Origin of the sequence: Paenibacillus sp. B1-35 (genome assembly GCF_050474385.1) — a bacterium.
GTDB lineage: Bacteria > Bacillota > Bacilli > Paenibacillales > Paenibacillaceae > Paenibacillus_B > Paenibacillus_B alvei.
Window position 1 is genome coordinate 1 of sequence record NZ_JBCHVJ010000004.1, and the last position, 20,537, is coordinate 20,537.

General features: G+C 50.2%; 16 protein-coding genes. 3 read left to right on the forward strand and 13 right to left on the reverse strand.

Annotation, left to right across the window (positions count from 1 at the left end; genetic code table 11):
- Positions 1-510: 510 nt before the first annotated feature.
- From ACQ5BJ_RS14360 to iolC, 7 genes are all read right to left on the reverse strand, one after another.
- Complete coding sequence (locus ACQ5BJ_RS14360; protein WP_289357035.1) at positions 511-2,100, reverse strand: solute:sodium symporter family transporter; 1,590 nt, start codon at positions 2,098-2,100, stop codon at positions 511-513.
- 97 nt (positions 2,101-2,197) lie between these two features.
- Positions 2,198-3,256, reverse strand: a complete 1,059-nt coding sequence (locus ACQ5BJ_RS14365) for a Gfo/Idh/MocA family oxidoreductase (RefSeq protein WP_005543156.1) — start codon at positions 3,254-3,256, stop codon at positions 2,198-2,200.
- Between the two features lie 15 nt (positions 3,257-3,271).
- Entirely contained in the window at positions 3,272-4,168 is an 897-nt protein-coding gene (gene iolE / locus ACQ5BJ_RS14370) for a myo-inosose-2 dehydratase (RefSeq protein WP_005543158.1), read from the reverse strand.
- A gap of 286 nt (positions 4,169-4,454) precedes the next feature.
- Positions 4,455-6,395, reverse strand: coding sequence for a 3D-(3,5/4)-trihydroxycyclohexane-1,2-dione acylhydrolase (decyclizing) (gene iolD, locus ACQ5BJ_RS14375; RefSeq protein WP_430111072.1), 1,941 nt, complete (start codon positions 6,393-6,395; stop codon positions 4,455-4,457).
- Between the two features lie 15 nt (positions 6,396-6,410).
- The gene (locus tag ACQ5BJ_RS14380) at positions 6,411-7,862 is read right to left on the reverse strand and encodes a CoA-acylating methylmalonate-semialdehyde dehydrogenase (RefSeq protein ID WP_005543163.1); all 1,452 of its coding nucleotides are present in this window, start codon (positions 7,860-7,862) and stop codon (positions 6,411-6,413) included.
- A gap of 77 nt (positions 7,863-7,939) precedes the next feature.
- A complete protein-coding gene (locus tag ACQ5BJ_RS14385) occupies positions 7,940-8,788 on the reverse strand; it encodes a class II fructose-bisphosphate aldolase (RefSeq protein WP_005543165.1) in 849 nt (282 codons plus the stop codon).
- Between the two features lie 45 nt (positions 8,789-8,833).
- Positions 8,834-9,829: a 5-dehydro-2-deoxygluconokinase gene (gene iolC / locus ACQ5BJ_RS14390; protein WP_005543167.1), complete on the reverse strand. Its 996-nt coding sequence runs from the start codon at positions 9,827-9,829 to the stop codon at positions 8,834-8,836.
- A 390-nt stretch (positions 9,830-10,219) separates the two neighbouring features.
- Here iolC and iolG point away from each other — a divergent pair, with 390 nt between their 5' ends.
- The 3 genes from iolG (at position 10,220) to ACQ5BJ_RS14405 (ending at position 13,208) form a co-directional block, all read left to right on the forward strand.
- Positions 10,220-11,224, forward strand: a complete 1,005-nt coding sequence (gene iolG, locus ACQ5BJ_RS14395) for an inositol 2-dehydrogenase (RefSeq protein ID WP_289357036.1) — start codon at positions 10,220-10,222, stop codon at positions 11,222-11,224.
- A gap of 57 nt (positions 11,225-11,281) precedes the next feature.
- Positions 11,282-12,088, forward strand: a complete 807-nt coding sequence (iolB, locus tag ACQ5BJ_RS14400; RefSeq protein WP_430111076.1) for a 5-deoxy-glucuronate isomerase — start codon at positions 11,282-11,284, stop codon at positions 12,086-12,088.
- Between the two features lie 124 nt (positions 12,089-12,212).
- Positions 12,213-13,208 (forward strand): LacI family DNA-binding transcriptional regulator, encoded by a 996-nt coding sequence (locus ACQ5BJ_RS14405; protein WP_430111079.1) that lies wholly within the window; start codon positions 12,213-12,215, stop codon positions 13,206-13,208.
- 130 nt (positions 13,209-13,338) lie between these two features.
- On the opposite strand, the gene ACQ5BJ_RS14410 is transcribed toward ACQ5BJ_RS14405, so the two are convergent.
- The 6 genes from ACQ5BJ_RS14410 to ACQ5BJ_RS14435 form a co-directional block, all read right to left on the reverse strand.
- Complete coding sequence (locus ACQ5BJ_RS14410) at positions 13,339-15,057, reverse strand: adenine deaminase (protein WP_430111081.1); 1,719 nt, start codon at positions 15,055-15,057, stop codon at positions 13,339-13,341.
- A gap of 212 nt (positions 15,058-15,269) precedes the next feature.
- Positions 15,270-16,379, reverse strand: coding sequence for an ABC transporter ATP-binding protein (locus ACQ5BJ_RS14415; protein ID WP_005543177.1), 1,110 nt, complete (start codon positions 16,377-16,379; stop codon positions 15,270-15,272).
- A gap of 22 nt (positions 16,380-16,401) precedes the next feature.
- Positions 16,402-17,193 (reverse strand): ABC transporter permease, encoded by a 792-nt coding sequence (locus ACQ5BJ_RS14420; protein WP_005543179.1) that lies wholly within the window; start codon positions 17,191-17,193, stop codon positions 16,402-16,404.
- A gap of 16 nt (positions 17,194-17,209) precedes the next feature.
- Entirely contained in the window at positions 17,210-18,028 is an 819-nt protein-coding gene (locus ACQ5BJ_RS14425; RefSeq protein WP_430111084.1) for an ABC transporter permease, read from the reverse strand.
- A gap of 27 nt (positions 18,029-18,055) precedes the next feature.
- A complete protein-coding gene (locus tag ACQ5BJ_RS14430; RefSeq protein WP_430111087.1) occupies positions 18,056-19,075 on the reverse strand; it encodes a nucleoside hydrolase in 1,020 nt (339 codons plus the stop codon).
- A gap of 157 nt (positions 19,076-19,232) precedes the next feature.
- A complete protein-coding gene (locus ACQ5BJ_RS14435; protein ID WP_262866365.1) occupies positions 19,233-20,285 on the reverse strand; it encodes an ABC transporter substrate-binding protein in 1,053 nt (350 codons plus the stop codon).
- Positions 20,286-20,537 lie beyond the last annotated feature (252 nt).

A 20,537-nucleotide genomic window follows, 5' to 3' on the forward strand; every position in this document is an offset into this window, starting at 1 on the left:
GCACGCCGCCAGCGTTCGTCCTGAGCCAGGATCAAACTCTCCGTTAAAGTTAAGTTTGAACTGCTCATATCTTTTGACGAGGTATTGCTACCTCATTCACAAACGTTGCTCGTTGTTCAGTTTTCAAAGAACAATCTCAGTCAGTAACCAATCTCTTAGTTACTTTCTTTTTCTCACCACTTTGTCAGCGGCGACTTTTATATCTTATCACTTCGTTCATTCGAAGTCAACAACTTTTTTCAACTTATTTTTTTAAAGTTGTTTTCATTTGTTGTTGCCCGCCTCTTAGCGAAGCAGGAATTAGAATATACCATAGGTTCGTTAAGAATTGCAACCCCTAATTCAAAACTTTTTGTTTCATTGCTAGTTTCATCTCTCTTTCTTCTATTATTAATAGAGCTTCTTATAGGCAATAAATATGTTGATTCATTAAGGGGCTGCCCGAATGATCCCTCTTTCGTTTAACCAAGCAACCCCATTTATTCGTAAACCTGATTATACATTCCGTTATTAAGCAGCTATTCCTAATGGAGAGAATAGAATGTAAACAGCGATCATAAGCAATATCATGACGACGGTAAATGCCTTCGCATGCTTCCACGGCGTCAAATCCACCTTGCCTGATTCAAACAGCTCGAAATCCTGTTTGCGCGGTTTCCATTTCCCAACGAGCAGCATGACTAACACGCAGACTGGGAACAATACACTTAAAATGTACAGGAAGTTGAGCGTACCCAAAAAGAATTTGGACAAGGTATAGAGCACAATATGGACAGCCAACGCGATTTTAGGCGCAACCGCCGGTACCTTCTTGCTGAAGAAGCCAACAACGACAGCGGCAATAATCGGGATGTTATAAAATCCGAACATCTCCTGCAAGTAGTAATACAGCCCTGAAGGCGCATACAAAATAAAGGGTGCAACAGCTACCGCAATAAGACCGAGCACGACGGCAAAGATTCTGCCTGCCTTTACAAGTTGCTGTTCTGTCGCATTTGGTTTAAATATTGGCTTATAAATATCTAAGGTAAACAGGGTTAATGAACTGTTGAGCGCCCCATTAAAGGAGCTCAATATCGCACCGAACAATACGGCTGCAAAAAATCCAGACAGAATCGTCGGCAGAACTTCAATAACAAGCGATGGATAGGCCATATCCGCATTGCTAAGCGAATTGTTAAAGAGATGATAGGCAATAATACCCGGAAGGACGAGATAGAACGCTCCGAAAATTTTGAACATGCCGGCATACAGCACGCCCTTTTGGCCTTCCTTCAAGTTTTTGGCGCCCAACGTCCGCTGAACAATCGCCTGATTCGTACACCAATAGAATAAATTATTGAAGAGAAGACCTGCACAGATCGTTACCCAAGGAACTGGTGAAGAACTGTCCCCAATTGAATTCAACTTCTCGGGTTCTTTGTGCAGCAATGTGCTGACACCGTCGAACAAATTGCCTCCCCCAAGTGCAACAAGACCAAGCACGGTAATGAGCAAACCACCGATAATAAGGCCGACGCCATTCAACGTATCCGAAAGCGCACATGCGCGCAGACCGCCTAAAACCACATAAGCAATCCCCGTAATCCCTATCGCAAGAGATACAACCAATATAATATTGAAATCACTCAAATCAAATCGAGCCGAAATATTAAAAATCGTATCAAGCACAAGTGCACCAGAATAAAGCACGGTAGGCAAATAAGCAACAGCATATCCAAGCAAGAACAAAATTGAAATTATTTGGCGCGTACGCAAATCATAGCGCTGTTCCAGAAAATCCGGGATTGTCGTAATCCCTGACTTCAAATAACGCGGCAAGAAGATAAATGCCATGAAAATGAGCGCGATCGGTGACGTTACCTCCCAAGCCATAACAACCATAGATGTTGCATAGCTTTGCCCATTCAATCCAACCATTTGCTCCGTCGATAAGTTCGTCAGCAGCAGTGAGAAAGCGATTACAACACCTGACAAGCTGCGCCCGCCCAGAAAATATCCATCCGAGCTGTTCAAATCCACACTGCGCGTCTTGTACCAAGAGTACCAGGCAACAATTCCAGTATACAGTAAAAAGGTGATGACCGTGATGTAAGTCATGAAAGCCCTCCTCTATGCATAGAGAAATCTTGTGCTTATCTTTGCTAGTTCAAGTAAAAGGGACTGCTGCACCGAGAAGGAGTAAGAACCCCTGTTCTTACTTGATGGCAGTCACGGCAGCAGGCATTTGAACGTTTACCAGTTGGCCGCTTTCAAACGACTCCTTGCATGCATAGCCAAGCACGGTCGACAGCACCCCATCCTCTACCGTTACTTCTGGCTGTCTTCCTTCGAGGATTGCCTGTACAAATTCAATTGCTTCATCCATATAAGCCTGTTCAAAGCGTTCAAGGAATCCATTTGCACACTCTCGCACAACACCCCGATCATCGAGAATCATGACTTGATTTTTCTCTGGTACAGTTCCGATGCGCAGCGATCCTTGCGTACCTATAATTTCTGTCTCGATGTGATAGCCGTGAGCACAATTGCGCCCCGCGACAAATATCCCCATCTTATTACCTGCAAATTGAACAAGTGCCGCTCCGGTTTCCGCATCGTTCAGCTCCGCAAGCTCGGTATATCGATGAGAGCCGCCGATCGCCCACACGCGTTCCGCTTCTACGCCCAAATACCAACGAGCCAAATCTAAATCATGAATCGCCATATCAAGGAACAAGCCCCCGCTATAGTTGCTCTTGGCAAATTGCATGAAGCCCGGCATCGCTTGTGCCGGATCGATTCCATAGCAGCGAATCAGCACGGGTTCGCCAATAGCACCCGCTTCAATTTGCTTCTTTGCATACGCATAAGAGCGGTCATATCTGCGCATAAAGCCAAGCATGAACACCTGATTCGGGTGCTTGCGCACAGCCTTCTGCACGCGCAGCGCTTCCTCCATGTACAGCCCAAGCGGCTTTTCACTAAATACGTGAAACCCGGCTTCCAGCGCTTGTTCAATCTGTTCACAATGATACGCAGATGGAGAAGCGATAAATATCGCATCTAGTTCTGGATTGCGCAGCATATCCTCATAATTTGTGTATCCGTAAGGAACTTTGAGCTCTTGCTGAGCCTCTTCCACCTCTTCCGGCTTCACGCTGCATACAGCCATCAGTTTGCAGTTCGGGATGCGATGCGCCAAATTGTCCGCATGCTGCCGTCCTAATCTCCCTAAGCCAACGAGTCCTACCGATATCTGCTTGTCCTGTTTCATCTATACGTCCCTCCGTTATACGCCTGCTTGCTGCAAAATGTATTGTCTGGCCTTCATTGCGTATTCGAGCGGATTTGCCCGAGCAGGATCCTGCTCTGCTTCCACCAACATCCAACCACGGTATCCAGCCGCCGCAAGCGATTGGAACACCGGTTCGAAGGAAATGCATCCATCTCCGGGTACCGTAAATACCCCTTCCTTCACCGCTTGCAGGAAGCTCAATTGGTCTTCAATTACGCGGCGTGCTACATCCTTGCGCACATCCTTCAAGTGAACATGCTTGATTCGATCCATAAAACGATTCAATATGTAAAGGGGATCCTCACCGGAAAATACAAGGTGGCCTGTATCATACAGTAAGGACACCAGTTCCGGATCTGTGCTAGCCATCAGGCGCTCGATTTCCACCGTTGTTTGAACGCCAGTTCCCATATGATGATGGTACACAAGATGCATATCCTTGGCCCGAGCAAGCTCTCCCAATCGATGAAGCCCCTCAGTTAAGCGCTTCCAATCTTCGTCGTTGAATATCGGCTTATTATCAAAAAGCGGAGTATCCATTTCTCCCTGAATGCTGTGCCCCTGCTCGGATACAACGATGACCTTCGAGCCCATCGCATGCAAAAAGTCGCGATGCTGAATAAATGCCTCTACCGTTTCTTCAAGCGGCTTTACAGTCAGGTACGCGCTGAACCAGGCACTCGCTACCTCCAAGTTTCGCAAGTGCAGCGCCTTCTGCAGCACTTCTACATCACGTGGATACTTATTGCCGATTTCCGTCCCCGTAAACCCGGCAAGCGCCATCTCGCTCACACACTGCTCAAATGTATTTTCTCCGCCTAATTCAGGCATATCATCGTTCGTCCAGCCAATAGGAGCGATCCCAATCTTCACACTGTCTGTTGCAAACATGCCCATACCTCCCCAGAAGTCATAATCAAGATTCATGGAGTCAGGCGGCAAAGCTTGGAAGGGCAGCTCGATAACCTCGCAAAGTCATGTTCGAAAAAATCGTCTGCCGATTATTATCCTCTGCTGTCCGTCAAGCGACCCGAACATCGAACATTCCGATATCCGCCTAACGGAATGCTGTGCCCGACTATCTACCGCCTGCTCCATTACTGCTGTTTCCTGCTCTGTGACATGTTAATAAAAGTTATTGCCGTCGAACTTGCCATCGAATATACGAGTGGATTGGCTAATATGGTCGTGCCTGGCTCAAGAATTGGCGCCGCTCATCGTAGGCCTGCGCAATCGCTTTCTTGCCCGACACCTCCGCTACACCGACGTTCCACCATGCATCATAGCCATGGGTCATCGTCTTCGGGAGCACCTTAATATCGATCAACGTCGATTCCTTCTGGCGCTTAGCCGCCATCACGGCCTGTTCAAGCTCCTTCATGGTGCGAACCGAATACGTAACGGCTCCGTACCCCGATGCACTAAGCGCAAAATCGATGCTGACAAGAGGCCCATCCAGCTTGCCCGTATGCGGGTTACGCGAACGGAACTCCGTGCCGAAGCTGCCCATGCCGTTGCCCATCTGCAAATTGTTAATGCAGCCGAAACCATTATTGTCGAATAGCAGAACGTTAATTTTCCGTCCCTCTTGAATGCTCGTCAGTAGTTCAGAGTGAAGCATTAAGTAACTGCCGTCACCGGTAAAAGCGTATACCTCTCGCTCCGGTTCCGCCATTTTCACACCAAGCGCACCTGCAATTTCGTATCCCATACATGAGTAGCCATATTCCATATGGTACGAATGCGTTGTCTCCGCTCGCCACATCCGCTGCAAATCCCCCGGAAGGCTGCCGGCTGCGCCCACAACGATCGCATTGTCGTCGAGCAGTTGATTCAAGGCGGCCACAACCTGTGTCTGCGTCAGGCAGCTGCCAAGCGCTTCCGCGTATTCTGGCAGTGCCTCATCCAAATGCCCCTCAATTTCAGGGGTAAATGCGCCTGTTCCCTCTACGTAATGAATCCCGGCCAACCGCTGCCATTCCTTATCCCAAGCGTCGTGCGCTTCTTGAATCTCCCCTATATATGCTGAACGGTATCCTAGGGATTGAAGCCGCTGATGAAGCTCCTCCAATCCCACTTTTGCGTCAGCCACAATCGGAGTCGCATCGAGCTTAATCGCTTGGAATTCGGAGACGTTCACCGTCACGACATCCATATCGGGATTGCCGAAAAGTTCCTTAGATCCTGTCGTAAAATCGGTAAAACGTGTGCCAACCCCAATAATGAGATCAGCATCCTTGGCAATCGCATTCGCAGCCGAATTGCCTGTCACTCCTATGCCGCCCAAATTGAGCGGATGGGAGCTTGCGACCGCGCTCTTGCCCGCCTGCGTCTCAGCGAAAGGAATATGGAAGGCTTCCGCGAATGCCGCCAGAGCTTCTCCCGCTTCGGAATAGCGAACGCCGCCGCCGCAGATAAGCAGCGGCTTGCGCTTGCGAGCGATCAGGCGAACCGCATCCTCAAGCTGCGCTGCTGATGCAGGCCGCCGATCGATTCGATGTACCCGTTTTTCGAAGAAGGAGACGGGATAATCATACGCCTCCCCCTGTACGTCCTGCGGCAATGCCAGCGTAACGGCACCGGTGTCGGCTGGGTTGGTCAGCACCCGCATTGCTTGAATCAGTGCCGTCATTAGCTGCTCCGGACGCACGATTCGATCCCAATACTTGCTTACCGGACGAAAAGCATCATTCGTCGATATCGTAAAATCATGCTGCTGCTCTATTTGCTGCAGCACCGGATCAGGCTGGCGGGAGGCGAACGTGTCTCCCGGAAGCAGCAGCACTGGAATTTGATTCGCCGTCGCCGTTGCCGCAGCGGTCACCATATTGGCTGCGCCTGGCCCGACCGAGGAGGTGCAGGCGCAAATTTGCTTGCGCCGCGTCTGCTTGGCAAATGCGACGGCAGCTTGGGCCATCCCCTGTTCATTGCGCCCTTGGTACACTTCCAAGCCGCCGCAGTCCTCTTCGAGCGCTTGGCCTAATCCAAGCACATTGCCGTGACCAAATATCGTAAATACGCCTTTAATGAAGCGCTGCTCCACACCGTCAAACTCCACATACTGCTGATCGAGGAACTTGACGAGTGCCTGCGCCATTGTTAAACGGATCGTTTCCATCCCGAACACCATCCCTTACCAGCGCGTAGTGACCATTTTTTTGCGGGTATAGAACTCTACTCCATCCGTGCCGTTCGCATGCAAATCCCCATAGAAGGAATCCTTGTATCCAGAGAACGGGAAGAAGGCCATCGGCGCAGGAACACCAACATTCACGCCAAGCATCCCTGCATCGATATGCTCACGGAATTGTCTCATATATGCGCCGCTCGTCGTGAAGATGCAGGCACCGTTCGCAAAGCGCGATTCATTCGCCCAAGCGATTGCCTCATCAATATCCTTCACACGCACGATCGACAATACCGGCGCAAAAATCTCATCCTGCCAAATTTTCATTTGCTGTGTCACTTCATCGAAAATCGTCGGCCCCATGAAGAAGCCCTCGCCATTGGTTTCTGCGTCCTGGCGGCCGTCGCGCACAAGCTTGGCCCCCTCCTGCACGCCCGCATCAATGTAACCAATCGCTCTCTCCTTATGACCTTCGCGAATGACTGGTCCAAGGAACACATCATCACGTTCGCCATTGCCGATGATAAGCTCATCGGAAGCCTTCACAAGCTGTGCAACAAGCTCGTCCGCAACCGATTCCTGCACAAGTACGACCGAGCAGGCCATGCAGCGTTCTCCAGCCGAACCGAATGCAGCATTGATAATTTGCGTCGTAGCGTTCTCCAGATTCGCATCTTCCATTACGATCGAGTGGTTCTTAGCTCCAGTTAAGGCTTGCACACGCTTCAAGTTGGCAGTGCCGCGCTTGTACACATACTCGCCGACTGGCTGGGAGCCAACGAAGGAGATCGCCTTCACCTGCTTATGATCAAGCAATCCATTCACGACATCATGCGCACCATGGACGATATTGAGTACCCCCTTCGGCAAGCCCGCTTCTTCCATGAGCTCCGCCAAACGGCAAGCCAGAAGAGGGGTGCGCTCGGAAGGCTTCAACACGAACGTGTTGCCGCAAGCTATCGCTAGCGGGAACATCCAGCACGGCACCATCATCGGGAAGTTGAACGGGGTAATGCCGCCGACGACACCGATTGGATAACGGTACATGCCAGATTCAATGTTGGTTGCAATGTCCGGCAACTGCTTGCCCATCATGAGCGTTGGCGCACCGGCTGCGAATTCCACGCATTCGATGCCTCGCTGCACTTCGCCGTATGCTTCTTTGAAATTTTTTCCGTTCTCAAGCGTAATCAGCTTGGCCAGTTCATCCCAATGCTCAACGAGAAGCTGCTGATACTTGAACATGATGCGCGCCCGGCGCGGCACGGCAGTTCGCGACCATGTGCGGAACGCTTCCGCAGCCACAGCTACCGCTTCGTTCAGTTCTTCCATGCTGGACAACGGAACTTGTCCGATAATGTCGCCTGTAGCCGGATTGTATACCGGTTCCGTTCTGCCTGATGTTGATTCCTTCCATTGTCCCCCGACATAGTTGCGAATGGTGATTGCTTCTGTCATGTTCCATTCTCCTCTCGTCATTTCATATATAGTAAGAACATCTGAAATCCGGATGTGAACCTAACAAACCGTTCCTTTTATACGTTCAAAGCTTGATGGGCATTCAACAGCAGCATCTTCTGCTTGGCGGCTTCCTTCACCGCCTCCATCGGGCGGGCGAATAAGGCAACGCGATCGAACTCATTCGGCTTTTCCTGCATTTCGCTGCGCAGCGTCTTGCCGAATGCCATGCGAAGCGCCGTTCCGATATTGACCTTGCTGATACGTGTGGCTGCAAGCCTGCGCAAATCATCGTCCTTCACACCTGTCGATCCATGCAGTACAAGCGGTACCGATACGACGCGCTCAATCTCCGCAAGCCGTTCGTAGTCGATCGGCGCGGATTGCTCTTCCATCCGGTGCAGCGTACCGATCGCCACTGCCAGCGCATCGACGCCAGTCTCTTCAGCAAAGACCTTCGCTTCGCCGGGCGCTGTCAGCCTAGCCTCCACATTCATGGACGGATCCGTATATCCAACAGCGCCAATTTCCGCTTCGACAGGAATGCCGCAGGCATGCGCCAGCTTCACGATTTCCCGCGTGTTGCGGATATTGTCTGCTAGCGGCAGTTGTGAGCCATCATACATAATGGATGTATACCCGCTCATAATTGCTTCGGCTGCCGACTCGAATCCATCGCCGTGATCCAAATGGATGCATACCGGTACCTTTGCGCGCTCAGCCAAGCTTCTGTACAGAGCTCCTGATACTTGAAGAGGCATATAGCGAAGCGCCACCTTATTCGTTGCCAATATGACCGGCGCTCCAACTTCCTCGGCTGCGGCAATGACCGCCGACGCATCCTCATAACCAAATACGTTAAATGCTGGCACGGCCGCATTGCGTTCCGGCAAGCCCTGCATCATTTCCGTTAGTGTAACGAGCATGAACCGTTCCTCCATATTGATATGACTTATATTCTGTAATCAGTTCTATTCCCCGCGCTCCGCGCTTCTAATGAATTCATCCAATTCTGCGGTCGTTGGCATCGCGTCTGAGCAGCTATGGCGCGAGATAACGATGGCTGCCGAAGCGCTGCCGTATTCCATCGCGCGCGGCAAATCCCAACCCTGCATCAACGCATAAATCATGGCAGACGCATAGGAATCGCCCGCTCCGAACGTCTTGAGCACCTTCGTTTTGAAAATGCCCCCTCTATGCGCTTCTCCGTCCTTTGTATAGGCAATCGAGCCTTCCGATCCATGCTTAATGAGCACAACCTGCGCGTGATGCCCGAACCATTTCGCTGCAGTCAATCGATCGTCCGCTTGCTGACCAGAGAACTTCTCCATCATATCGAACTCTTCGCGCGTCCCAATGATAAAGTCGCATTTTTCCGCCGCAAGCTGATAATAAATCGAGGTTTCCGCAACATTTTTCCAGGTGTACGGGCGATAGTCTAGATCGAAAAATACGAATACCCCATGCTTGCGCGCATATTCCAAGGCAATGAATACCGCCTCGCGTGACGGGCTCGCAGCGAGCGCCGTTCCTGATATGAGCAGCGCCTTCGTCTGCTTGATATATTCCTCAGATACCTCTTCCGGCTTCAGGAGGAGATCCGCTACATGATCACGGTACATCAGAATGCTGCAATCCGTAGGACTTTTAATTTCAGTAAAGGCTAATCCTGTCATCGCTCCCGTATCATCTACAGCAAGCTGTGACGTATCTATCGATTGATCGTTCAAATATTGTCGTATGTAACGGCCCATCTGATCATCGGACAGCTTGCCGATGAATCCGCTTTTCATGCCGAGGCGTGCCGCCCCAATTGCAATGTTGGCTGGAGATCCGCCCACGTACTTCGTGAACGTTCTTGTCTCCTCCATTGGCCGATTGATTTCGTTCGCATTTAGATCGATGCACAGTCTTCCGATAGCAATCAAGTCGAATGGCCGATCCTTAGGGAATGATAGTGTACTCATATCCAGTCAGCACCTCCATGTTCTCTGCCTCATGCCCTCTTTCTGCAGGACTGAGGCCGCTATGATGCAGTCTCTTTCTGTTGCGAGTTGAGTTAAGCGCTTACCTTGTAGCTAATTATATGCACACCAATTTGGTAATGTAAACGCTTTTTTGATGATTTATTAAGTTCTTTTTTTCACTTGCACATCTTCTTTTCCTATTTAAAATAACTTGCCATTTTCCCTGTTACACAGCGAAATCCAACTCAATTATTGATTTTTTACCTTGCCAACCTCTGGAACATAGCCTATAGTTAAAATATGAGTTAAGCGCTTTCCCTACTTTGCCTAGTAAGTCGTTTTACTGTTCCTTATACAGAACAATTTCGATCACACTCAGAGAAAGCAGGGATTATTATGCTGCAAGTAGGAATCATCGGTGCCGGACGAATTGGAAAGCTGCATGCCAGCCATATTCAACAAATGAGCAATATCCGCGTTCGTGCAATATCAGACGTCTATACGGAAGGGTTGAACGAATGGGCTTCCGCACATGGAATCCCCGTTGTCACGAATGATTATCATGACATTCTGCATGACCCGGATATTCAAGCGGTATTTATCTGCTCACCGACTAACACGCATGCAGACATCATTCGCGAGGCTGCCGAAGCCGGCAAGCATATTTTCTGTGAGAAGCCTGTCAGCTTCTCGATCGAAACGACAGAGAAAGCATTAGCCGCGGTTAAGAAGTCTGGCGTAAAAATGCAGGTCGGCTTTAACCGCCGCTTTGACCATAATTTCAAAAAAGCGCGTGACGTCGTACAATCCGGAGGCATCGGAGCCCCGCACCTGCTGCGCATTACGTCGCGCGATCCAGAGCCGCCATCGGCAGAGTATATCGCCAAGTCCGGCGGGTTGTTCATTGATATGACCATTCACGACTTCGACATGGCTCGCTATGTCATGCAAAGCGAGGTCGTTGAGGTATATGCGCAAGGCGCGAATCTGGTCGATCCGAAAATCGGGGAATTGAATGATATCGACACAGCCATTGTTAGTCTGCGCTTTGCCAACGGTGCGCTCGGCATTATCGAGAACAGCCGCAAGGCCGTGTACGGGTATGATCAGCGTCTGGAGGCATTCGGCTCTGACGGCTGTGTCTCAACACAGAATGACCGTCCTTCTACAGCGGTTGTTGCGACGGCTGGCGGCGTTCATATGGACAAGCCGCTGCACTTCTTTATCGAACGCTACACGCAGGCCTATATCCAGGAGGTTCAGGACTTCGTCCATGCTATTATGCACGATGGCCCAGTCGTCTGTGATGCCAACGACGGATTGCAGGCGGAACGCATCGCACTAGCGGCCAAAGAGTCGCTGCGCAGCGGGCTGCCTGTTAAGTTAGCCCATTAAAATATAGGATTTGTATTTACAAAAACTATTCTCAACTTAGGCAAGGAGGCCGCCTTTATGTCTAAATTACTCGTATCGCCACAACCAAGAGATGAGCAAGGCAGGGTCATTTCCGTTACGCCGCAAAGCGCAGGCTGGAAGTACGTAGGATTCGAGCTGTATTCGCTGCAGCCGGGCGAAACACTGCAAAACGATACAAATGAGCAGGAAGTATGCCTTGTCCTGCTGAGCGGGAAGGCTGAGGTCAGCACTTCGAAAAAATCATTCGGTATGCTTGGACAGCGCATGAGTGTATTTGAACGCATTCCTCCGTATTCGGTTTATGTGCCGAACTATGATCGATATACCGTTCAGGCCGAGACGGCCTTGGAGCTGGCTGTCTGTGCGGCCCCCGGCAAAGGAACATATCCCGCTCGCGTCATCGCACCTGATGATGTCGGTGTAGAAACACGCGGCTCCGGCAGCATTGAGCGGCATATCCATAATATTTTGCCGGAACAAAAAGAGGCGGACAGCCTGCTCGTCGTAGAGGTGTTCACGCCAGGCGGCCATTGGTCCAGCTATCCGCCGCATAAGCACGATCAGGAAAATTTGCCGCATGAATCTTATTTGGAAGAAACCTATTACCATGAAGTCAATCCTGAGCAAGGGTTCATTATGCAGCGCGTATACAATGACGACCGTTCGCTGAATGAGACGATAGCCGTGCCGCATCGCCACGTTGTCCTAGTTCCTGAGGGATACCACCCGGTATCCGCGCCTCCAGGATACGATTCCTATTATTTAAACGTAATGGCGGGCCCTGTGCGTACATGGAAGTTCCACAATGATCCCGAACACGAATGGCTATTTGAAAAAAAGTGATGCTGCCGCTTATTTCGAGCAGTCTCTTACAGGAGAATGGCGTAGTCCATTCTCCTTTTGTTGTATAATGAGAAATAAAGAGAAGACATACGCAAGAAGTGCGAAGAACGATGAGGAGTTATCTATGAAATCAACTATTTACGACGTAGCCAAGGCGGCTGGCGTATCCATTGCCACCGTATCGAAGGTCGTCAATCAAACAGGCAATATCAGTGTCAAAACGCGTGAGCGCGTCCTTCATATTATGAAAGAACTGCAATACCAGCCAAGTGTAGTTGCTTCCGCGTTAACCGGGAAGAAAACGTCCACCTTCGGCCTGCTTATCTCCGATCTGGCCAACCCCTTCTTCGCTGAGGTTGCCCGCAATCTCGAGGATCAAGCACAAGCCGCCGGATACAGTATTGTCATGTGCAGCACAGACAATAAGGATGATAAAGGAATGAATTATATTTCCCTTCTGCAGCGCAAGCAAATTGACGGACTTATCATTGCCTGCCAATTTACGAAATGGTCGCATCTTGAAGACTATATTACCGAAAGTCTCCCCATCGTGCTATTCTCCAAAGACATCACATCCCTGACCATGCACACCGTGACCGTGGATGACTTTAAAGGCGGCTACGAAGCGATTCGCCACTTGCTCCAGTTAGGACATGCCGATATCGGCATCATTACAGAGGACAGCCCAAGCGGAGAGCATCGGGTTCGCGGCGCCAAGCAAGCGATGAAGGATGCAGGAATCGAGCCGAACGAACAATGGATCACAGTCGTCCACTCGTCTGTCGCAGAAGGATGTTCCGGCGCAAATCAAATACTGGAGCAGCCTTCCCGTCCGACTGCGATATTCACCTGCAACGATTTGCTAGCCGTTGGAGCTATGCAGTCTGCTCACCAGATCGGCTTGCAGGTTCCTAACGACTTGTCCATCATCGGATTCGACGATACAATCCTATCTCAAATCGTTGTGCCGCGTCTCACGACGATTGCACAGCCAATTCCCGATATGGCCAAGGAAACGATTCAATTGCTGCTCCGTCAAGCAGACACTCCGGACATGCCAAAGCAAAAGATCGTGTTCCAGCCACAATTGGTCTCGGGAGATTCTACACAATTGCGGTAAACTGACAGGAATGATCCTACAAGCAAATTTCATAGTCGATAGTTTAGCTTAGACACGAAAAGAGTCGTAAGGATTCAACAACCCCTACGACTCTTCTACCTATAAAAGACTCCCTAGCAGCCAATACGATTCAGGCTTTTTCCACGATCAGAGGAACAACCTGTCCAGCATGAACATCAATCAATCCCAAATCCGTTAGCTTCAGCGCCGGACTTACCGGCAAGGAATGCGTACACAGCGACATAATCGGATTGTAATGCTCGTAGCCGAGTGATTCCATCGCCTCGCGCAGCCGCTTCACGGCTTGTCCGAACTCTTCGAATGGCTCCTCTGACAAAATGCCGCCTACAGGCAGCGGAATATGTGCAATCACCTTGCCATCATCAACGACACAGAAGCCGCCCTGATCCGCAATGACTGTATTGGCCGCAAGCGCCATGTCTGCCTGTGAATGACCTACGACAAGCAGGTTGTGATTGTCATGGGAATACGTCGTCGCAATCGCTCCGCGCTTAATCGTGTTGCCCGTAATGAATCCATAAGCACGGTTGCCGTTCTTGCCATAACGTTCGAAGGTAGCAATTAACCCATACGGACTTTCCTGCCACTTCAATTCCCCATCAGCTACACGTACCGGTTCATGCAGTTCCTTTGTATTCGTCGTTCCGTTCAACACCTGCATAACGCGGCAGAGATACTCGCCATCAGCAGCCTCTGCAGCTACCCGGAAATCTTCTGTCGTAAGCTTCTGCAGCTTCACGCTCTCATAGAAATGAGGCGGAAATTGGCGCTCTTCGCGCTCTTGCACATAGTCTGTATCTGCCTCATAAGCCAAACAGCCGTGCTTGTATACCGATGCAATGCGGAATTGCTCAACGTCGCTGAGCAGCACGAAGTCCGCCACTTTATTCGGTGCAATTGCGCCGCGATCGTACAAGCGCATCCGTCTGGCTGGCGTATACGTCGCCGCATAAATCGCGCGTTCTGGCTTCATGCCCATTGCTATCGCCTTTTTGACTAGATGATTTAAATGACCGTCCTGAACGAAGGTATCCGCCATGACGTCATCCGTTACGAAGCAGAACAGCTCTGCAACATCCTCATGAATGAGTACATCCATAATGTCCGGTGTCATCGACTTCTCCTGAATCTCCAGGAACATGCCGTTCGCCATCCGATCGCGCATGCTGTCCACGGCCTGCTCGGTATGATCGGAGTCTACTCCCGCAAACATGAAGCGTGCCAATTCCAGATCAACCAGCTTCTTTGGCGTATGCCCTTCGATAACGAGGTTCGGATAATTGGTGCGGATATGGTTCAGGATGCGGTTCGTCTTACAGTCCGGATCGCGCAGAACATCGACCGAGTTCATAATCTCTCCCAAGCATACAACCCGCTCATCCTTCAGCAGCTCATCAATATCCGCAATGTCAATTTCCCCGCCTGTAGTCTCCAGCGGCGTTGCAGGCACCGAGCTCGGAATTGCATATAAGATGTCCGCCGTGCAGCCCTTGCTTGCATTGATCATTTCCTTCACGCCTTCAACGCCGAACACGTTCGCCATCTCATGCGGCTCGGATACAATCGTCGTGACTCCGTTTTGAATAAGGCCATGCGAGAACGTCTGGGGCGTAACCATCGTGCTCTCAATATGAAGATGGATATCGACGAGGCCTGGAATCATATACTTACCCGTTCCGTCCACGATCTGAGCCGCCTCGAATGTATCCATTCCGCGAGCACCAATGTAGAGGAATCGCCCATCCTTAATGGCGGCATTGCCTTGTATGAATCGTTTCAAATACACGTTGTACACACCGACGTTCGTTACCAACAAATCTATCTTCACGTTTCCACTCCTCGCTGTCCTTCGTTGGTATAGAGGTAGTTCAAAAAAAACACTTTTGATCACGAAGTGATACGGGAAGTAGCCCCGCGTCGAATCTTGCATTCACTCTCGAAGTCCGCTGCTCATGTAGTCTAGCCTACACTCCGCTGCTCCTTCTTCGAGTTCTTGCAACCTTCTTGGTGCTGAAAAGCGTCTTTTTTGAACATGTACTATTAATTTGAACTTCTCACCAATACGACCTTTTCCTTCGGCAATACAAGCTTCACGGCTGTACCGCGTTCGAACGGCGTCTCCATTTCGCGATTTACCGTGAATTCGCCGAGCGGCGTTTCGACGATGTATTGATAGCTGCGACCGAGGAAGGTGCTGATTTTAACTTGACCGGCAATCAGGTTCCGTCCCGCTTCCACATCCTCAGCCGTTAAGCCGCCAATCCCGGCCGTACATTCGCTATCCGTAACTACCAGGAGATCATCCGGACGAATAGCGCCCTTCATCGAGCTGGATAATGGATGGCCCGAGCGATGGATGACCTGCATTCTCGTCCCTTCTGCGCCATGTATCATAATGGCTCTCCCATCATCATGCATTTCGCCAATGTCAATGAAGTTGTTGAAGCCGATGAACTGGGCAACGAATTCCGTAGCCGGGTATTTATAAATGTTTGCTGGCGCATCCAGTTGCTCAATGACGCCTTTGTTCATGATGGCAACTTTATCTGAGATGGAGAAGCACTCCTCTTGGTCGTGAGATACATACACGCTTGTAATCCCGAGCTGCTTCTGAATGCGGCGAATTTCTACGCGCATATTGACGCGCAGGTTCGCGTCCAGGTTACTGAGCGGTTCGTCGAACAGGAGCAGATCCGGCTGAATGACGAGCGCGCGGGCGATCGCGACGCGTTGGCGCTGCCCACCGGACAGTTCCCCGGGGAATCGCTTTTCGAAGCCTTTCAGGTCTACAACCTCCAGCATCTCATGCACGCGCTTCGCGATGGACGACTTGTCCACCTTGCGCAGCTTTAAACCGTATGCGACATTGTCAAATACGCTCATGTGCGGGAACAGCGCATAACTCTGGAATACGAAACCGAAGTTGCGCTTATTCACCGGTACCCTTGTATAATCTTTACCTTGGAACAGGAACTTGCCGTCCTTTGCTTCCAGGAAGCCAGCAATCAGCCGCAATGTTGTCGTCTTGCCACAGCCCGATGGACCGAGCAAAGAAATCAGCTCGCCTTCATTCAGGCTCAAGTTGAAGTCTTTCAAGATCAGGTTTTTCTCGTATGCAACAGATATATTTTGAAGAGATAGCAATTCCATGATCGTTGGCCTCCGATGTATGCTAGTTATTTTTCGTGAAGTAGGAGAGTCCCATTAAGCGTTCAATGGAGAACATAAGCAATGCTGTAATGACCATTAGCAGCACCGAAATCGCAGCAATCGTCGGGTCAAAGTAATTTTCGACGTATGTCAGCATTTGAATTGGCAGCGTGCTGACCCCTGGTCCTGTCATGAACACGGAAATATCTACGTTGTTGAACGATTCCAGGAACGCGAGCAGAACACCCGCGATAAGACCGGAACGAATGTTAGGCAGTACAACCGTAAAGAATGTTTGCAACCGGCTCGCACCTAAGCTCATGGACGCTTCTTCAACGGAATAGTCGAAGTTCGCCAAGCTCGATGCAATGACGCGAATGATAAATGGCAGCATGAGCACGATGTGCCCGATCAGCAAGCTTGTATAGACGGGCAATTCGAATTTCACAACTAAATACTTCAGCATCGTGAAGCCGAGCACGACCCCAGGAATCAAAATCGGCGAAATAAAGATTGCATTGAGCAGTCCCTTGCCCTTGAACTGATAGCGGCTTAGCGCATAAGCAGCAGGAACGCCGAGCAAAAGCGCAATCAGGTTGCCGACCAGCGCGACGATGATCGTAACTTTGAACGTGGACAAAAACATTTCGACATCAAAAATATTGCGATACCATTTCAACGAGAAGCCTTCTGGCGGGAACTTCAGTACCGAACCCTCTCCAAAAGACGTTGCCATAATAATGATGAGCGGCCCGAGCAAAAAGAGAAACACCAATCCCGTAAATACGGCGAGTCCGCGATGTTGTTCTTTCATAAGAAGTTAACCCCCGTTATCCCTTCGGATTCAATTTGCGAGCGAGCTGATTCATAAGACCGATAATGATGAAAGTAACGACAATCATGACGGTCGCAATAATCGAAGCCATATCCCAATCGTTGAGCGTCATTGCATTCTGATACAGGAACGTGGCGACGACTCGCTGCTTGCCGCCGAGCAGTTGCGGCGTCGTATACGCCGTTAGACTGCCAACGAATACGAGAATGCTGCCGACGATAAGACCCGGCACGCACAGCGGCACGATGACGGTCATAAAGCCCTTCATGCGTGATGCGCCAAGACTTGATGAAGCATTCAACAGGTCGCCGTCAATGTTCTCCATAACACCAACGAGGGAAATAATCATAAGCGGTAAAAACAGATGAATGAGACCGATCATCATTGCGGTTGGCGTATACATGATTTTTAACGGCTCATCAATCAATCCAATGCTGGTCAACAGCTGATTCACCAAGCCGTTCTTGCCGAGAATGACCATCCAGCTGAAGGAGCGCACAATCGCACTCGTCATGAGTGGGAAGATTGCGAGCGCCAGCAGGATTCCTTTGATGCGAGCCCTCTGTCTTGAAATATAGTAAGCAGCAGGGAATCCAATCAAAATGCAGGCAAATGTTGTGACGACACTGACCTGCAGCGTAGTGCCCAATATTTTCAGCATGTATGGATCACCGAGCAGCTTTACATAACCGTCAATTGTAAAATGTCCTTCACGGAAGAAGGTTGAGCCAATCGTCATAAAAATCGGGATGATCATGAACAAGGTCAAGAATACGAGTCCCGGAAGCAGCAGCCATACGAATGGTTTTTTCATCAGTTCGTCTCCTGTTTCTCTTGATGTCTAAGCTTGCAATACGGAGATAAAACGATCCATGAACGTTTCTCCATCTACCTCTACACATACATTTGCATTTGGCTCCCGGCCAAGGCGATTCTGAACGTCGCACACAGTTTGCCCGTCGCACAGGTCGCTTCGTGTCTCAACGTCCACATAATAGCGGCGCATCTTGACGACACTGGTGTCGATCGCGATATAGGCAGCGAGCGGATCGTGCATCGCGCACGCCTCTACACCGTTGCGCATTCGGTAACGCTCCATGTACTGTGCCGTACATGTACGGACAAAACCTCCAAGCGGTGTGGAATCGAGCTTCTCCAAATGCTCTGGCCGCAGCAGCGCCTGACGCGTCACATCCAGACCGACGAGGGTCAGGTCGAAGCCCGCGTGCAGCACCATTTTGGCCGCTTCCGGGTCAACGTAGATGTTGTATTCCGCCACCGGCGTAACGTTGCCGAACGTTTGCACCGCGCCCCCCATCACGACAACCCGCTTAACGAGCTGCGGCAATTCAGGGCATGCCCGCAAGGCAATTGCCAGATTGGTGAGCGGCGCTGTCATCAGAAGTGTCAGCTCACCCGGACGCTTCTTCGCTTCTTCAATGATGAACTGTGCTGCATGCGGCAGCCCTTCCTCCAGCTCCGGTGGACTCGTATCGGATAGCGCTCCTCCCAAGCCATCATTGCCGTGCACGGCGTGCTCGAAAAATGTGGAGCGCATCAATGGCTCGTTGGCCCCCGGAATGATTGGAACATTGCGGATGGAGAGATCGGCTATTCCATTGCCCTCTCCTGCATTCAACCGTTCATTTTGAACGTCCAATTGTTGCAGCATATGCATAACTTTCCGTGTATTTAACGTTGCTTGTGAGAGCGAGACATTACCGTTCACTGTCGTCACGCCAACAAGATCTACTTGCTTGCTTTTCCAAATTAACGCTAATGCGAGTGCATCATCTACGCCCGTATCTACATCCATAATGACGGGAATCTGCTTCGAGTTAGCGGTATTCTTCTGCAGCATAATACCAGCCTCCTGACTGCTGTTGGGAATAAAAAAGGAGGGTGCGATAAACGGCAGCCCTCCTCTTTCTGAGGAAGTTCAAAAAAGTACCTTGTCGCCATGAAGTCGTCTTCCCTGCTGCAACGTATACGTTTTTGAACATTCGCTATTTTGGACTTTACTCGATTTCACGGTTCCAGCGGTCAATCCAACCGCTCATTTCTTTGTTCACTTTACGAAGGTCAAGCGTCTTTAGGTTCTCAACGACATCTGGGCCATATGTTAAGCCTTTTGCCTCGTCAGCTGTCAGCTTCACTTCTTTGTTCGTTGGCGAATCGACGCGAGCCTTGGCATTCGCTTCTTGTACTTGCTTGCTCAAGTGCCAGTTAATGAACTTTTCTGCCAGCTCTTTATGTTTCGAGCCTTTTACAATGTTGACCGTGTTCAACAGCGCATACGCGCCTTCTTTTGGCGTTACGTACTTGGCGGATGGCAGAGCTTCCGTCAGGCTGCCCAAGAATGTATCCTGCATTGGCGCAGCTACAACTTCACCTTGTGCGAACATATTTACCAAATCCGCGGACTTGGAGTAATACTTCACGACGCCAGGATTAATTTCTTTCATCGCTTTGAAAGCCGCTTCCGTATCCATGTCTTTGCTGCCCGCTACCTTCGACGCAAAATCCATCATCATAGGCCCTGTCGTAATCGTAATGTTTGGCAGGGCAATTTTATTTTTTAATTCAGGCTTCCACAGGTCGCTCCATGATTCAATCGGCGTTTTTGCTTCATCGCTGTTTACAGCAAGCCCAAGCTGCGCTACCGTATGCGCTGGGCCATAGTCCTCACCGATCGGCGCTTTGGCGATACCATATAGCTGCTCGATGTTCGGAATGTTTTTGCGATCGATTTTCTCGAACAAGCCTTCCTCCGCACCTTGCAGTGCATAGTAATCAGACAAGTAGATCAGGTCTACCTTCGAGCTGCCTTGGCGAATTTTGTTCAAGCGATCCGTGTTGTTCCCGATTTCCGTCACGATCTTAACGTTATACTCTTTCTCGAACGGTTCGTACACGTTCTTCTTCATCGCATCCTCGGCAAATCCCCATGTCGAGATGACCAATTCCGTCGGCGCTTCCTTGCCGCCTTCAGCCGCTTTGTCTCCGCCGCAGGCTGCCAGTAGCGTGCCCATCGAAAGTACGAATGCAAGTGTTAACGCTAGTTTTTTCATGAAGTCCCATCCCCCTGATGCCATTCTAAGTTGAGTATTTCGTGTTGTAAGTGATCAAAAGTTCGCTTTTCAGCACCGAGAAGGTTGCTTGAACCCGAAGCCGATGCTTCCGAAGCGAGTTTTGCGATGCAAAACTTGTAAGGAGCAGCGGAATGTAGCTGAAACTACATGAGCAGCTACAATGTTTCCGTAAGGAAACATACGTCGAAAGCATATGCTGTTCGAAGGGTGAATGCAAGATTCGATGCCGAG

Excerpts from the sequence above, each read along its gene's own strand:
- ACQ5BJ_RS14385 (WP_005543165.1), bottom strand. The coding sequence starts at position 8,788 with ATGCTCGTTACACTAACGGAAATGATGCAGGGCTTGCCGGAACGCAAT.
- ACQ5BJ_RS14365 (WP_005543156.1), bottom strand. The coding sequence starts at position 3,256 with ATGAAACAGGACAAGCAGATATCGGTAGGACTCGTTGGCTTAGGGAGA.
- ACQ5BJ_RS14360 (WP_289357035.1), bottom strand. The coding sequence starts at position 2,100 with ATGACTTACATCACGGTCATCACCTTTTTACTGTATACTGGAATTGTT.
- ACQ5BJ_RS14430 (WP_430111087.1), bottom strand. The coding sequence starts at position 19,075 with ATGCTGCAGAAGAATACCGCTAACTCGAAGCAGATTCCCGTCATTATG.
- iolC (WP_005543167.1), bottom strand. The coding sequence starts at position 9,829 with ATGAGTACACTATCATTCCCTAAGGATCGGCCATTCGACTTGATTGCT.
- iolD (WP_430111072.1), bottom strand. The coding sequence starts at position 6,395 with ATGGAAACGATCCGTTTAACAATGGCGCAGGCACTCGTCAAGTTCCTC.
- ACQ5BJ_RS14415 (WP_005543177.1), bottom strand. The coding sequence starts at position 16,379 with ATGGAATTGCTATCTCTTCAAAATATATCTGTTGCATACGAGAAAAAC.
- ACQ5BJ_RS14435 (WP_262866365.1), bottom strand. The coding sequence starts at position 20,285 with ATGAAAAAACTAGCGTTAACACTTGCATTCGTACTTTCGATGGGCACG.
- ACQ5BJ_RS14425 (WP_430111084.1), bottom strand. The coding sequence starts at position 18,028 with ATGAAAAAACCATTCGTATGGCTGCTGCTTCCGGGACTCGTATTCTTG.
- ACQ5BJ_RS14405 (WP_430111079.1), top strand. The coding sequence starts at position 12,213 with ATGAAATCAACTATTTACGACGTAGCCAAGGCGGCTGGCGTATCCATT.
- ACQ5BJ_RS14420 (WP_005543179.1), bottom strand. The coding sequence starts at position 17,193 with ATGAAAGAACAACATCGCGGACTCGCCGTATTTACGGGATTGGTGTTT.
- iolE (WP_005543158.1), bottom strand. The coding sequence starts at position 4,168 with ATGTTTGCAACAGACAGTGTGAAGATTGGGATCGCTCCTATTGGCTGG.
- ACQ5BJ_RS14380 (WP_005543163.1), bottom strand. The coding sequence starts at position 7,862 with ATGACAGAAGCAATCACCATTCGCAACTATGTCGGGGGACAATGGAAG.
- iolB (WP_430111076.1), top strand. The coding sequence starts at position 11,282 with ATGTCTAAATTACTCGTATCGCCACAACCAAGAGATGAGCAAGGCAGG.